13 protein-coding genes are annotated in these 14,439 nt (G+C 53.3%); 8 read left to right on the top strand and 5 right to left on the bottom strand.

All coding sequences use genetic code 11. The features are described 5' to 3' along the window. Positions 1-127 precede the first annotated feature (127 nt). Positions 128-1,462, bottom strand: a complete 1,335-nt coding sequence (locus H1D31_RS16645) for a sigma-54-dependent transcriptional regulator (RefSeq protein WP_261259957.1) — start codon at positions 1,460-1,462, stop codon at positions 128-130. Further along, positions 1,455-2,789, bottom strand: coding sequence for a sensor histidine kinase (locus tag H1D31_RS16640; protein ID WP_261259955.1), 1,335 nt, complete (start codon positions 2,787-2,789; stop codon positions 1,455-1,457). Before H1D31_RS16640 ends, H1D31_RS16645 begins: the two co-directional genes overlap by 8 nt. Before the next feature lie 263 nt (positions 2,790-3,052). Here H1D31_RS16640 and H1D31_RS16635 point away from each other — a divergent pair, with 263 nt between their 5' ends. Continuing rightward, complete coding sequence (locus H1D31_RS16635) at positions 3,053-3,535, top strand: hypothetical protein (RefSeq protein WP_008950541.1); 483 nt, start codon at positions 3,053-3,055, stop codon at positions 3,533-3,535. A gap of 81 nt (positions 3,536-3,616) precedes the next feature. Here H1D31_RS16635 and H1D31_RS16630 read toward each other — a convergent pair whose 3' ends face one another. Together H1D31_RS16630 and H1D31_RS16625 are read right to left on the bottom strand one after the other, a co-directional pair. After that, the gene (locus H1D31_RS16630; RefSeq protein WP_261259951.1) at positions 3,617-5,062 is read right to left on the bottom strand and encodes a capsule assembly Wzi family protein; all 1,446 of its coding nucleotides are present in this window, start codon (positions 5,060-5,062) and stop codon (positions 3,617-3,619) included. Positions 5,063-5,191: 129 nt separating this feature from the next. Then, on the bottom strand, positions 5,192-5,854 hold the full coding sequence (locus tag H1D31_RS16625; protein ID WP_261259950.1) for an SDR family oxidoreductase: 663 nt from the start codon (positions 5,852-5,854) through the stop codon (positions 5,192-5,194). Between the two features lie 196 nt (positions 5,855-6,050). Here H1D31_RS16625 and H1D31_RS16620 point away from each other — a divergent pair, with 196 nt between their 5' ends. The 3 genes from H1D31_RS16620 to H1D31_RS16610 are packed head-to-tail and all read left to right on the top strand — an operon-like array spanning position 6,051 to position 9,584. Further along, positions 6,051-7,610, top strand: coding sequence for an FGGY-family carbohydrate kinase (locus tag H1D31_RS16620; protein ID WP_261259948.1), 1,560 nt, complete (start codon positions 6,051-6,053; stop codon positions 7,608-7,610). Positions 7,611-7,639: 29 nt separating this feature from the next. Further along, entirely contained in the window at positions 7,640-9,127 is a 1,488-nt protein-coding gene (locus H1D31_RS16615) for a DNA-3-methyladenine glycosylase 2 family protein (RefSeq protein ID WP_261259945.1), read from the top strand. Between the two features lie 10 nt (positions 9,128-9,137). After that, positions 9,138-9,584 (top strand): methylated-DNA--[protein]-cysteine S-methyltransferase, encoded by a 447-nt coding sequence (locus H1D31_RS16610; RefSeq protein WP_065955499.1) that lies wholly within the window; start codon positions 9,138-9,140, stop codon positions 9,582-9,584. A 37-nt stretch (positions 9,585-9,621) separates the two neighbouring features. Here the strand turns inward: H1D31_RS16610 and H1D31_RS16605 are convergent, their stop codons facing one another. Next, positions 9,622-11,274: a hypothetical protein gene (locus H1D31_RS16605; RefSeq protein ID WP_261259943.1), complete on the bottom strand. Its 1,653-nt coding sequence runs from the start codon at positions 11,272-11,274 to the stop codon at positions 9,622-9,624. Positions 11,275-11,518: 244 nt separating this feature from the next. Here H1D31_RS16605 and H1D31_RS16600 point away from each other — a divergent pair, with 244 nt between their 5' ends. From H1D31_RS16600 to H1D31_RS16585, 4 genes are all read left to right on the top strand, one after another. Next, positions 11,519-11,692, top strand: a complete 174-nt coding sequence (locus tag H1D31_RS16600; RefSeq protein ID WP_261259942.1) for a DUF3012 domain-containing protein — start codon at positions 11,519-11,521, stop codon at positions 11,690-11,692. Positions 11,693-11,805: 113 nt separating this feature from the next. Then, entirely contained in the window at positions 11,806-12,555 is a 750-nt protein-coding gene (locus H1D31_RS16595; RefSeq protein ID WP_261259941.1) for a hypothetical protein, read from the top strand. Between the two features lie 55 nt (positions 12,556-12,610). Further along, the gene (locus H1D31_RS16590) at positions 12,611-13,660 is read left to right on the top strand and encodes a sensor histidine kinase (protein WP_261259940.1); all 1,050 of its coding nucleotides are present in this window, start codon (positions 12,611-12,613) and stop codon (positions 13,658-13,660) included. Further along, complete coding sequence (locus H1D31_RS16585) at positions 13,653-14,435, top strand: LytR/AlgR family response regulator transcription factor (protein WP_261259939.1); 783 nt, start codon at positions 13,653-13,655, stop codon at positions 14,433-14,435. The genes H1D31_RS16590 and H1D31_RS16585 overlap by 8 nt, the downstream gene beginning before the upstream one ends. Positions 14,436-14,439: the final 4 nt, after the last annotated feature.

Raw genomic sequence — 14,439 nt, 5'->3', positions numbered from 1 at the left:
CATCTGTATCGTTCGATAAGATCACCGCCAGCAGAGAGCGGTGATCCATAGCATGGATGAGCGGCTGTGTTGAGACTAGCAGTGGCAGGCACTAACCAGAACTTAAGCTTAGTGCTTCCCTTACGCACTAACTCAGTTGGTATTTCTCCAGCCGGTACAAAAATGCTTTATAGGGTAGCTGCAGTAGTTTGGCTGCCTGGGCGCGGTTGCCGTTGCTACGCGATAACGCCTGCAGCAGGCAGTCGCGCTCATGTTGTTGCCAGTTCAGGCCCTCCGCCGGTAATACAAAGCCGCTGCTGACGGTAGCTGCGGTGTTAAGATCGGCTAATAGCTCGCGCTCATCTGCCAGTAATACAAAGCGCTCAATACGGTTTGCCAGTTCACGCACATTGCCGGGCCAGGGGTAGTCCATTAGTTGGCGCAGCGCGGTTTTACTCAGCTCTGCTGCCGGCAGCTGATAGCGTTGCTGGCTTTTTTGTAAAAAATGCTGGATCAGTCGCGGGATATCTTCCCGTCGTTCGCGCAACGCTGGCATATGCAGTGGCACCACATTTAAGCGGTAAAACAAATCCTCCCGAAAGCGACCTTCCTGCACCGCCAGGGCCAGATCCTGATGGCTGGCTGCAATAAGCCGCACATCCAGGCTAATTTCCTGATGACTACCCAGCCGCGTGACCTTGCCTTCCTGTAGCAGTCGCAACAGTTTGGCCTGCAGCGCAGCCGGTAGCTCGGCCACTTCATCCAGAAACAGGGTGCCGCCATTAGCGGCTTCAAATTTCCCGGCTTTACTCTGATGAGCGCCGGTATAGGCGCCTTTTTCGGCACCGAACAGCTCAGCCTCGGCCAGTTGCTCCGGAATTGCACCGCAGTTAATGGCGATAAAGGGGCCCTTGCGCCCGGATAACTGATGCAATGCTCGGGCAGCCAGCTCTTTGCCGGTGCCACTTTCGCCGCTGATCAGCACAGTGGCGTGGCTGGCGCTGATACGATTGATGCGCTGAAACAACTGCTGCATACAGGGCGCATGGCCAATCAGCTCGACCAGTTGCTGTTGCTCGCTTAACTGTTCGGTGAGTTGTTGATTTTGCTGCCGTAACCGCCAGGCACTGAGGCCCTTGCTGATTGCCAGCAACAGCTCCTGCCGTTTAAACGGCTTGGTCAGGTAGTCGTCGGCACCGGCCTGAATGGCTTCTACCGCATGGCTGACCGAGCCATAGGCCGTCGCAACCACAAAACCCAGCTGCGGATAATGCTGGCGCAGATACTGCAGTACCTGCAGGCCACTGCCCTGACCCAGTTTCCAGTCACATAGCACCAAATCCAGCTGCTGTTGCTTAAGGGCCAGAATCGCAGTTTCGACACTGTCAGCGCTCTGTACCTGATAATCCTCAGCGCGTAGTAACTCACACAGCAATTGACGCTGCTGCGCATCATCTTCTACTACCAGTAGCCGCTCAGTCATGCTGTTGTGTCCTGTGAAAGGTGAGTGTCGCCACGCAGCCGCCTTGTGGGTGATTGTGTAACTGCACTTCGCCCTGATAATAGAGTTTAAGTAAACGGCTACACAGATACAGCCCCATGCCAGCCCCTTCGGCTTTGCCGGAACAATGTGGCTGAAATAAGCGGCTGGCAATAGCCGGATCCAGCCCTGGGCCCTGATCCCGGATCTGAATTTGTAGTGCGGTTGGCTGCTCCCTGACCTCAATCGTAATCTCGCCGCCAGGCGGGCTGGCCTCAACGGCGTTGGCCAGTATGGAATGTAAAATGGTTCTAAGCTCAGTTTCTGCGCCTGGTAGCCGCGCCTCCAGATCACCGGCTAAGTGAATCCGGGTCTGGTCTGAGCTAAATTCCAGTAGTAGGTCCTGTAGTACCGGCTTTAGCGCCACCAGCTTACTGCGTTCAATATCGGCACAGCTTAGCGTCAGCATTGCGGTCAGGCTGCGGTTGATATGCTGCATCTTGCGCTCGGCCTGTTCAGTTAAGCGTTGACGTAACGCAGGGTCATCACTGCAGGCAACCTGCTCCAATAACAGATTCAGGGTATGCAGCGGGTTGCGCAGCGCATGCACCATGCCGCGGCTGATTTCGCCCAGCTCCGCCAGATGTTGTTGCTGTTGCAGCCGTTGGCTTTGTTCGGCCAGTTCGGCCAGCCGGACGCTCATCTGGTTAAACTGGTCGCTAACATAACGGTACTCGCTTAAGCCGCTGACCGGCACCTGCTGTCCAAGCTGACCTTGCTGTATAGCCCGAAACCCCTGTACCAGATGCTGTAACGGCTTAATCAGACGATGCCCCAGTAGCAAGGCTATCAGTATCGCCAGCAAGGTGGTACTGACGATCAGCAGCACCGCGTAGCGGCTAAATTCGGCTAACAGCGGCGTACTTCTCGCTTGCTGGCGGCGTAGTTGTAACTGTTCCAGTTGTTGTTTTAACTGCTCGGGTTGAATTTGGGCGCGAATGCGCAATGCCGCCTCGCGTGCCAGCTCGGCCTGGCGCATCTGATCATTGATCAGCCTGACATCCAACTGTTTACCCTGATGCTCAATTTCAATAATTTCCAGTCTGGGCCGCGTAGCGGGAACCGGCGGTTCAGGTGGCAGAGGCGCCTTTGCCAATAGTTCCAGGTTAGCAGCAGTTTGCGATAACACCACCCGGGTGATTTCAGTACTTTGTTCTGTAACCTGCTGTGCCAGCTGATTTTCCAGCCGCTGTAACAGCCAGATTTGGCCAAGCGCCATTAACGCCAGCAAACAAATAATACCCAGGCTCAGCGCCCAGCGAATTGACATAACGAGGTCCTGCTTACTCTGATAATGGCTTTAGCTTACAAAGCTTATACCACTTTGCCCAGCAAGAAATTTATAAGCTTAATCAGCTGTTTAGCGAGAGTGTTGTCAAAGAGACTGTTGCGGATCTGCCGATATGGGGAAACTGATGTGCCGATATCGGGATGTTCGGTAAAGGTTTCATTTTAAGATTTTGAATTAAAAAGATAAAAATTCTGGCATTAAACTTTCATTAGCAGCTGGCCCAATCAACAGGAGGAATTGTTATGCGTCAGACCCTATTGGCGACCCTGATCGCCCTATTAACCGGCTGTGCCCTGCCAAAAGCTCAGGCAGAGCCGGCCCCGGAAGTGAGCAAAGCGCAGGAAACCCGCATTGTGGTGCTGCAGGATGGCGAGAAGCGCGAGCTACGTTTTAGCGGTAGCAACTGGCGGGAAAGCGCTGAGTGGCAAGCCTTATTGCAAGAGTTAGCACCGGAGCAGGCGGCACGGCTGGAAGCGCTGCTGGCAAAGGCTCCGTTACCGCCGTTGCCGCCGTTGCCAAAAAATGTCGAAATCATTGAGGAGAATGGTGTCCGGCGGGTAATGGTGCTGGATGCGGATGGTCAACCGCTGGAGCAAAAAATCATCAAAATTCGCGCCGAAGCTGCCGGCCACCGCTTTGAAGCAATTAAACGGCTGCTGGAAAGCGCGGAGTTGAACAAAGAACAACTACTGGAGCTGCAAAAAATCCTCGACGCTAAACACTGATCAGATGCAGGCCAGCACTGCCGTCCCAACCCGGCAGTACTGGCTTGTCCGGCATCGGTAGCGTTGCCGCTGTGATGCCAGTCAGAACCGGCCTTCCCAGCTTAGCGCTAACGCCGGCTCGATACGATCACCTTTAGCAATGCCCGGCCAGCGGCGATGTGTTAGCGCGGCGGTGATGCTCAGCTTGCCATCCTGCAACTGATACTGATAAGTCGTTTGCGCCTGTAGCACCTGTTCGTATCTACCGGGTGACACCTTGTTACCTCCGGGTTCACTGAGATCGAGACCATCGAGATTCAGGCGTAACCAGCGAACTTTGTTATGCCAGCTGATTTGAGTTGCCAGTGGCGTAATAATGCCGGCGACCCAGGTCAGGGCGTCATTATCATAGGTGCTGCCAAGGCTTTGTCGGTAATAGCGGTAGCCATCGAGGTGAAAGCTATGTTCATACAGGCAGTTATACAGCTTGCTGCTCTCAGCGGAACAGCCGACCTTGGTATCGGAAAATTCCAGGTAGATGCGGCTATCCAGTGCCTCCAGGTAGATATCCGCGCCGAGCAGAAAGGCGGTGTTAATCAGGCGCCGTTTTTCGCGGTGAAAGTCTTCTGCGGTGACCTGAGCATAGATGCCGTAAGGCACGCCTGCGATAACATCCGACCAGCGGATATCATAACCGGCCAGCATATTTTCGGTGCCTTGCTCACTGCCGCCTTGAAACAAATCTTGCCACCAATCTGAGAGGCCATTGCCATAACCTTCGCCACCCCACAGCATAGACCAGGAGGTGCCAATTTCCAGACCTGCCAACGGTTTAGCAGAAGCCCGCGCAGCCCAGAGCCTGGCATGTGGCACGGCCCGATCGCCCTCTAACTGCCCAAAGCCGGTAGTAAAGGTCCAGGGGCCCAGCCAGCGTAGCAGCGGCAGATCCAGAGTCTCCGAGTTGTAGCGGGTCAGGCTGAGCATAGGGACAGGTCTGGCATTCTGGCTAAATTGTAACGAGGTATCCCAGGATGGCCCCCAGTAGCGGTCTAGGCTGCCGGCACTGATCATCCAGTTACCCAGTCTGGCGGCGAGATAGCTATCGTCGGCACGCCAGCGCTGCCCTTCATCGCCCCGGGTTGTGGTCGTGGCGGCGAGTTTACCGCTCAGATGTTGGCTGCTGAACTGATAACGCACTTGGGCAGCGGCTTTGTCGCGGAAATGGTCGCCAAAGCTGTAAAAGCGGTTTTCGCTGGTCGCCGCATCTACCTGATAACTAAAGCCGAGCTGCTGATCTTGATGCCAGGCTGCCAGTAAACGCTGTCTGGCGGCTTGTTGCCGGGTACTCAGTGATTGTGGGTCCAGCGCTTGCAATTCTGTTGCGATAGCTGACCATACTAACGGATAGGTATTCAGTGGTTGTGACAATAAGCGGTGATCGGCCAGAAGCTGCAAGTCAGCCCTGACGGCAAGTTCACTGGGTTCAATCCACCATTTAGCAAAGGCCGGTGGTGCAATCAGTAACGCCAGGTAAATCAGATATTTCATGAAAAAGCCATAATTGGAAAGCAGGAGCGGTGCTGGCACAGCTCCTTTGAAAGATGATAAAAAACCATTGTTAGCATACAAAGATGAACAACAGATTAACTTTGTTGCGGCGCGCCGGGCAAACCGGCATTACCAGGGTAACTCGCTGCCGTTGCTGTGAAAAAAACGGCCACTACGGCTGGCATCCAGCTCATTGATGCGCTGAATTATCCGGCTGGCGGCTTCATCCGGGCTGATATCACCGGCAAAACCAACCATCTGGGTTTGCACAAAGCCAGGATGGTAAATACCGACATAAATGTTACGTGGCGCTAGATCACGGGCCAGGGACACACTGCCGGCATTCAGTGCGGCCTTTGCCATGCGGTAACCGTAGTAAGCTCCCGAGCCATTATCGCTGATAGAACCCATGCGGCTGGTGATCATGGCAATTTTGCCGCCGTTTTTGATGGCTGGCAGTAACAGCTGACTGAGTGCCAGTGGCGCCAGTGCATCAACCTGAAATTGCTGTTGGATCCGGGTCAGATCAAAATCGTCCAGCGTTTCATTGCTAAAGATCCCGGCGTTGTTGATCAGTAAGTCGATACTATTGGCAGCGAACTTGCCGGCCAGTTGCTGCAGTTGCCGGCTGTCGCTGAGCTCAATGCCGCTATAGACAGTAGCGCCACTTTGCTCCAGCTCAGCTGAGCTGTTGCGGCATAACACACTGACCAGATTGCCACGCGCCAGCAGCTGTTTCACCAGCGCCAGCCCAATACCTTTATTACCCCCAGTGATCACTATATGTTGCATTTTCGCGCTCCTGCTGCCAGTTCCGGTGTCTGGTCTGCGCCGCTGCTGCAGCAACTGACCAGGCATTTAGATAAATTAGGTACAACTTTGCCGATATCGGGTTAGCATCGCGCAATATCAAGTCTAATTGCTGAATTGACCCTCAGATTATCTGTGGTTAGAGTGAGGTTTTAGCAGGCAGATAATAACGAGAACTATGGCCAGCAACCCAACCTATGTCCTGGCGCTGGATTTTGGTACCCAAAGCGTCCGCGCCATTATTGTTGACGACAGCGGCAATATTATCGCTAAAGGTCAGCAAGCGATGCCGCCGTATCACTCACCTGAGCCCGGTATGGCGGAGTTGCCGGTTAGTGCGTATTGGCAAGCCTTAAGCGCAGCCTGTGCCGATTTATGGCAGCGCAGTCCGGTCGCTGCCAGCGACATTGCGGCCGTTACGCTGACCACCCAACGCGGCACCATGATTTGTCTGGATAAAGACCGCCAGCCGCTTCGCCCGGCGATGCTGTGGTTAGATCAGCGCACGGCCACAGTGTTGCCCCGGCTTGGTAGCTGGCGCAGTCTGTTCTGGCTAATGGGTATTACCGCAATCGTCGAGCGTTTTCAGCGCCGGGCGCCGTCAAACTGGCTCGCTGAGCAGCAGCCACAACTGTGGCAACAGACCGCCCATTATGTCTTACTCTCCGGTTACCTGACCTTACAACTGACCGGTGAGCTGGTGGATTGCAGTGCGGCCCAGGTTGGTTACCTGCCCTTTGACTTTCAACAACAGGGCTGGGCCAGCCGTTTTAGCTGGAAGTGGCAGGCATTATCGTTAAAACCAGCGCAGTTGGCGCCATTAAAGCCCCCAGCCACGGAATTGGGCAAGCTGACCGGCACCGCTGCGCAAGCGTTGGGACTGCCAGCCGGGATCCCGCTGTTTGCTGCCGCTGCTGATAAGGCTTGCGAAGTCTTGGGCTCTGGTGGTCTAACGCCTGATACCGGCTGTATCAGCTATGGCACTACAGCCACCATCAGCACCGCCAATCGGCGCTATATAGAACCCGGCCCCTGGTTGCCGGCTTACCCGGCGGCTCAACCCGGTTTCTACAATACTGAAGTGATGATTTACCGTGGCTTCTGGCTGGTAAGTTGGTTTAAAACCCAGTTTGGTTTGCAGGAGCAGCAGGAAGCGGCGGAGCTGGGCATCGCACCAGAGCAGCTGTTTGATGAACTGCTCAAAGCTGTACCGCCCGGCAGTATGGGGTTAATGTTACAGCCGTACTGGTCACCCGGTATTCGCGAGCCGGGGCCGGAAGCCAAGGGCGCCTTAATTGGCTTTGGCGATGTGCATCAGCGCGCTCATGTCTACCGGGCGCTGATTGAAGGTTTGGCCTATGCCTTGCTCGAAGGCCGCGAGCGTTTGGAGCGTCGCAATGGTGTAAAGATGCAGCGGCTGCGGGTATCGGGAGGCGGCGCGCAAAGCGAGCAAATTCTGCAGCTGACTGCCAATGTGTTTAATTTACCGGTGGAAAGGCCGCATACCAGTGAAACCTCAGCGCTGGGCGCTGCCATCACTACCATGGTGGGATTACAGCGTTATGCCGATTTCAGGCAGGCGCAGCAGGCGATGTGTCAAAGCCCGCAGCGTTTCTTACCAGAGCCAGCCGTGGCGGCACAATATCAACGCCTGTATCGCGAGGTGTATTTAAAAATGTACCGCCAGTTAAAGCCGCTGTATCAGAAAATCCGCGAGATCACCGGTTATCCGCAGTGAGGTGCTTGCAGTGGTGCGATAGCTAATCAGTGCCGAAAACTGCCAGTTATTTGGCCGGTTCTGGTTATACTGAGGCCAATTCGTTACCGGAGCCGGTTATGGTTTTTTCTGAGACAGAGTTGCAAATTTTCCAGCAGGCCCGATTAGCGCGTGATGCACGCTTTGATGGCAGCTTCTTTGTTGCGGTAACCAGTACCGGGATCTTTTGTCGCAATATTTGTCCGGCGCCGGCACCCAAAGAGCAGCATGTCCGGTATTACCCCTCTGCCGTGGCGGCGCTTGCTGGCGGTTTTCGTCCCTGCTTGCGTTGCCGGCCAGACAGCGCTCCCGGATCCGCGGCCTGGCGTGGCACAAACAGCACCCTGACGCGGGCACTGCGCTTGATTGACGAAGGCGCCTTGCAGCAGAGCGCGATGCCGGCACTGGCCGCACGACTGGGTGTCTCAGAGCGTTACTTACGGCAACTGTTTAACCGCCAGTTGGGGCTGTCACCCAAGCGTTATGCGTTATTACAGCAACTGCTGCTGGCGAAACAACTGCTGCAAAGTACCGCCTTGCCAGTGACTGAAGTGGCGCTGGCTAGTGGTTTTCAGAGTATCCGCAGTTTTAATGCGCAGTGTAAACAGGTCCTGAAACTCAGCCCCGGTGAAATTCGCAAGCGCGAGCTGCCCGCCGCAACCGGAATTAGCTTGTTTTTAGCCTATCGTCCGCCTTTTGCCTGGCAGCAGTTACGGCAATTTCTGCAGGCACGGTTATTATCGGGGTTGGAGTGGGCCGGCAATGATTATTACGGCAGAACCTTTACTTTGCGGCAGGCTCAGGGCCATTTTACGCTGTATCATCAGCCCGATTTACACCGTTTTCGGCTGCAGCTGGAGCTGGATCAATGGCCGGTATTGCCGGCCGTATTGCAACAGATCCGTCGCTTGTTCGATCTGGATGTGGACATTAATCAGGTCGAGCAGCATCTGGCCCCGCAGTTGGCCCGGCTACCCGGCTATTGCCAGGGCCTGCGCTTACCCGGCTTATGGAGCCCTTTTGAAGCTGGAGTGCGGGCAATTCTAGGGCAGCAAGTTAGCGTGCAGGCCGCCCGGCAGCTATTAAATACGCTGGTAAAACAGCTGGGTGAACCCTGTGGCGTGGCGGCTGCTATGGTGGAGGCGCCGCGTTTCTTTCCTACTGCGCAAGCAATCGCGGCTAGTGAATTAGGTTTTTTGAAAATGCCACAGGCGCGGCGGGATACCTTGCGTCGCTTTAGTGAACATATGCTGCATGATACCGAGCCGGATAATATCGACCGCTGGCAACAGCTAAAAGGTATTGGCCCCTGGACCTGCCAGTACGCCCGGATGCGCGGTTTGGGCGATCCGGATATCTGGCTGGCCGGTGACGCCGGTATTAAGAACGCTCTGCAGCAAACTGAGCTGGCGTTAACTGCAGAGAGTGGCCGGCCCTGGCGTAGCTATTTAACCCTGCAGTTGTGGCAGTCGCTGGCAAAACAGCCGCTGGCTGAATAGGAGAGTGAGAATGTATTACAACTATCTGCACAGTCCATTGGGACTGATTGAAATTGCGGCTAACGAGCAAGGTCTGACGGCTGTCAGCTTTTGTACTGCGGCGACACAGCCTTGCAGTGAGCACCCGCTGCTGCTGGCGGCCAAAACGCAACTGGCTGCCTATTTTGGCAAAGAGCTGACCGAATTTGATTTACCGCTGGCCGCAACCGGTACCGCCTTTCAGCAGCAGGTCTGGCACGCCCTGACCGGGGTGCCCTATGGTCGCACCGCCAGCTACCGTGATATCGCCATCGCCATTGCGAATCCTAAAGGCGTGCGAGCCGTCGGGCTGGCCAACAGTAAAAATCCGCTGGCGATTATTGTACCCTGTCATCGGGTGATTGGTGCTAACGGTACTTTGACCGGCTATGCCGGCGGGCTGGATAAAAAAGCCTGGTTACTGGCGCACGAGCAATGATGGGCGGCAGCTACCGCTGCCGCCAGTTGGATCAAGGCTAGGCTTCTACCCCGGCATTTTTGAGTTGCTGCTCCAGGGCGGCAATTTTTAACTGCGCCTGTTTGTTGGAGAAGGTTAAACGCTCAATGGTCGAACTGCTGTTATCTTTGACAAAGGTTAGCTGCTCTTCCAGTTTCAACACATGTTGCTGCAGCTGAGTTTTTTCCAGTAAGGCTTGCTGCTGGGCTTCGCGCAGTTGGTTGGTTTCTTCGCGTTGCAGTTTGATGGTCTCGCGCTGTCTGGTCATATTGGCGGCAGTCACTTCGCTTTGCTCTTTCAGCATCACGTTAGCATCACGTAAATGTGCCAGTTTGCTTTCAAACACCTGTAACTGGGCACGCAGCCGCTGTAATTCCTGCTCTTGCGCGGCGAATTCATGTTCAGAGCGCATTTCTGGCAATTGCGCAGTCAGTGACTCCAGTTGCCGGGTTTGGTTGGCGATTTGCTCGGCCTGCTCCTCTATCACTTCTTTCGCTTCTTTCAGCTGTTCAAGATAATGTTCCTGAGCCTGCTGCAGTTTAACCAGTTGCTGCTCCTGCTCGGCCAGTTGTGCCTGCGCCTGGTTAAAGGTTGCCAGTTGTTTTGCCGCGTCTTCCTGTTCCTGTTGCAGCTTTTTCTGCTGATTGTCATAGGCCTGCTCGGCCTTTTGTAATTGCTGCTCCAGCAAGGCAACCTGTTGTTTCTGCTGCGACAACTCCTGTTGCATCTGCTCCAGCCGTTGCTCCAGTTGAGTTACATGCTCAGATTGTTTTGAGCTGGATGAGGAGTGCAGCTCATTATAGGCAAGCTGCAGGCTGTCAAACTTCTGGGTCAGGATCTCCAGTTGCTCAGTTGCCGCTCTGGCGGCCTCATGAGCCGTGGTTTTCTGTTGTTCCAGCTGATGCAACTGTTGTTTTAATTGACTGATATCGGCCTGGTGCTGATTCAGGTTTTGCTGTAACTCATTCAGTGCTTTCTGGCGTTGGGTTGCTAACTTTTGTGCATCAGTAAACTGTTGATGCAGGTCACTGTTGTCAGCATTTTGTTCCTGAATTTGCTGTCTTAGCTGATTGAGCTGCTGTTGCAATTCCGCATACTGTTGTTCGTGCTCGGCCAGTTGCTCGGCATTAAGCTCTGTTACCGGCATTGGCGCTGCTGCAATAGTTGGCGCAGATTCTGCCGCCACCATCGCCGCAGTCTCTGTTGCTGTATTGTTCAGACTAACAGTTTCTGACTCATGAGCTGTCTCTTCGGGTGTTTCGGTTACCGCAGCCGTTACCTCAGCAACGGTTGGAGTTTGCTCCTCGGTCGCCAGCTCATGCAGCGCCTGCTGCAATTGTGGGTCTTCTGTGTTGCTATCTGCGCCGCTATGCTGTTCTGGCTGATCTTTCTCAACCTGCTGGCGTTTCCCAAGTTGTAATAATTTTGATAAAGAACCCGGTACTTTTTCTGACAGCGAAGAGAGTGCGCTCAGGCCCAGGCCACCTTTCGCGGCCTTGTCCTCATGATCGGCAGGCGGTTGATAATTATTTTTACTACACCACTGATCAAAGTGCACCATGATGCTGGTGCGGCTGCCACCGATCTGTTTAATAAGGCGTTCCAGAGTGATCGGCTGACCGCTTTGTTGTAATTGTTCACAGGCTGCTTTTACTTCATTGTAATTTGCCATGTCTTCCTCTGGTTTTTCACAAAAATGGATGCTCAGCATACTTATTTTTAACTTAAACGGAAATAGACATTTTGTGCTAGTTTCAGCACTTTTCTATTCGGGGTAAAAAAGCTGAATGCCGCGTTTTATCTTACTTGTCACGCTTTAAAATCAGGGTTTTGCCAGCAGTTCCGGCCGGGCTTCGGTTATGACTTAAAGTTCGTTATGATAGAACAGTGGCAGTGGCCCATATTAGGAGGAAAACATGAAAAAGGTATTGGCATTAGTGGCGTTAACTGGTCTGTTGTTAGTGGGTTGCGCCCCGGAAGTTGGATCAAAAAAGTGGTGTAAAGCCATGGAGGCCAAGCCGAAAGGCGACTGGACCGCCAACGAAGCGAAAGATTTTGCCAAGTATTGTTTATTCAAAGCAGAGGATTAATCAGTCTTTTTCCTTAACTCATCAGATTTTTTCCTTAGCCGGTCATAACTCAGTGGCTGGCTCTGTTGCTGTCGCAAATACTGGCTCGCGTTCAGACAGTTAATAGGAAAATAATGATGAAGATTGAAAAAGAACTAAAGTTACTGCGTATCGCTGTTGTTGCAAGCCTGAGCTTATCTGCTGTTATTCTGACTACAGGCATGAAAGCGAATAATGATGCTCGTTTTGAAACTCTGTCCGTAGAAAGGCTGAATATTATTGAAGCGGATGGTACGGTTAGAATGTTGCTTACCAATACCGCGCGCTTCCCAACCACTGAACAAGTCAATGGCAGAGTGCTAAACGAAGAACGTAAAAAGCGTGCTGGGATGCTGTTTTTTAACGAGGAGGGGATTGAAGCGGGCGGCTTTATTTACGACGGCAGCAAAACGGCTGACGGTCATAGTTCTGGTCTCTCGTTAACCTTCGATAAATACGACGGTGATCAGGTGATGCAGTTACTGACCGTTGATGAGAAGCGCGGTGATAAACGTGTTATCCGCTCCGGATTAGCGTTTAATGACCGGCCGGAATTCGAAACCCAGCAAGGTACTCGCGACATTATGCGCGAGCTGGCGCAAATTACTGATCGGGCGGAGCGGCGTAAAAAGATCAACGAATATCAGCAACAGGGCTTGATTGGTGGCGCACCACGGATCCTGCTGGGGAAAACAGCAGAACAAAATAATGGTCTGTTTTTATTTGCAAAAGACGGTTCACCCCGTGCCATGTTCTATGTAGACGAGCATGACCAGGTACAGTTACAGTTCTTAAATAGCAAAGGCGATGTAACTCACACCTGGTCGGGTGCCGACAGCAACTAAAGCTGAAATTGTGCCGGCGCCAGACGCCGGCAATGAAGCAAGGATGTTACCCCTAATGTGGCAAGCTTTTCTCAGATACTTACAGGTTGATCGCACTTTTCTGCTGCTGGTGTTTGTATTTAGTTATTTGCTGGTGATCAGTAACCGGGTGCGGGCAGGCATGATGTCCTGGTATGTGCTGACACCCGAGGGGCCGCTGGCCAGTTTTGCTGCGGCACTGCTGATTTTTGTGCTGTTGCGGTTTTGGTTAAATCAGCAACCAGAGGCGGCGCCATCCGGCAACCGCCACGCAGTATATCTACGCAGCTTTGCTCTGGGTTTGGGCGCCTACCTGCTCTTTACCAATGCTCTGGGTCTGCTGGTTGCCGCGCTGTTTGGTAATCTGGCCCGTAATTTTAATCCCGAAACGCTGCTGCATAGCAATCTTAGTCAGGTCGTTGATTTTGTATTGTATGCTGGGCTTTATCTGGCCTATCACCATAGTCAGCAGGCCGCGGCGTACCGTCAGCAACTGGCCGACTATCAGCAACAGCTGGCGGCGCTGCAATTACAGCAATTAAAAGCACAAATGAACCCGCATTTTGTGTTTAACGCCCTGAATACGCTGGATGAGTTGATTGCGGTGGCGCCGGAACAGGCCAGCAGTTATTTACAGCACTTTGCCAGTTTATACCGGATGTCATTGCGCTATGCTGAGCAGCAACTGGTGCCATTGAGCGATGAGCTTAATTTCGCCCGTCACTATTTTCAGCTAATGCGCCTGCGGCTGGGCGAGGGCTACCAGCTAGAAATCAGGGCCGATGACCAGGCCGCAATCTATTGGTTGCCCCCCTTTAGTTTGCAACTGCTGTTAGAAAATGCGCTGTTGCATAATCAGGGTTCAGTTGCTAAACCGTTAAGGGTCGAAGTGGTGGTACAGGATGGCCGGCTGGAGATCAGTAATCCGTTGCAACCCAAGCCGGTGCCGGTAACAGGCAATGGTGTTGGTTTAGCCAATCTGGCAAAGCAATGGTTATTTTTATCGGGTGAAAATATCCGCATCAGTCGTGACACAAATCAGTTCAGCGTTAGTCTGCCGTTATTAGAAGAACAAGCCCATGTTTAATATTGTCATTATTGAAGATGAACCGCTGGCGCGCAGTAAGCTGAAGCGTTTACTGCAGCAAATGGCGGATCCGATACAGGTGATAGCTGAGCTTAGCAGCGTCAGCGAGACGCAGGCCTGGCTAAGCAGCGGCGAGCGCGCCGATCTGATCTTTTCAGATATCGAATTGCTCGATGGCAATGTGTTTCAATGTTATCAACAGCAGACGCCGCCCTGCCCGGTTATTTTTATCACTGCTTATGATGACTTTATGTTGGCAGCGTTTGACTCACTCGGGATTGCCTATCTGCTAAAGCCCTACGATCTGACTAAGCTGCAGCAGGCCTGGCAGAAATTCCGGCTGTTAACCGCGAAACCAGAACATGGCAACAACGCCCTGGCGCAGCAGTTACAAACGCTGCTACAACATTTGCCCACTCCCCAGGCGTCTTACGTTACACGGATCCCAATCCGGCAGCAGCAACAGATCTACTTTCTTGATATAGCACAGATTTTGTATCTGCAGGCCGATGGTAATTTGGTGATGGCGTTTGATCAGGCCGGGAAACGGCATTTTCTGCCCTATGCCTCGTTACAGGCAGCTGAGGCGGCACTGGATCCGGCGCGCTTTTTCCGAATTAACCGTAGTGAGCTGGTACAGGGGTTACATATTCAGCGCTTAGAGCGTTATTGTAAAAACACCCTGACGCTCTATCTGCCGGCAGGTATCCAGCTGAAAACCAGTCAGAGCCGCACCAGCGAATTTAATCGCTGGTTAGGGCTAAGCGCCGGTTGAAGCA

It is taken from the genome of Alishewanella sp. BS5-314, from assembly GCF_025377695.1.
GTDB lineage: Bacteria > Pseudomonadota > Gammaproteobacteria > Enterobacterales > Alteromonadaceae > Alishewanella > Alishewanella aestuarii.
This window is presented reverse-complemented; position numbering and strand designations above follow the sequence as displayed.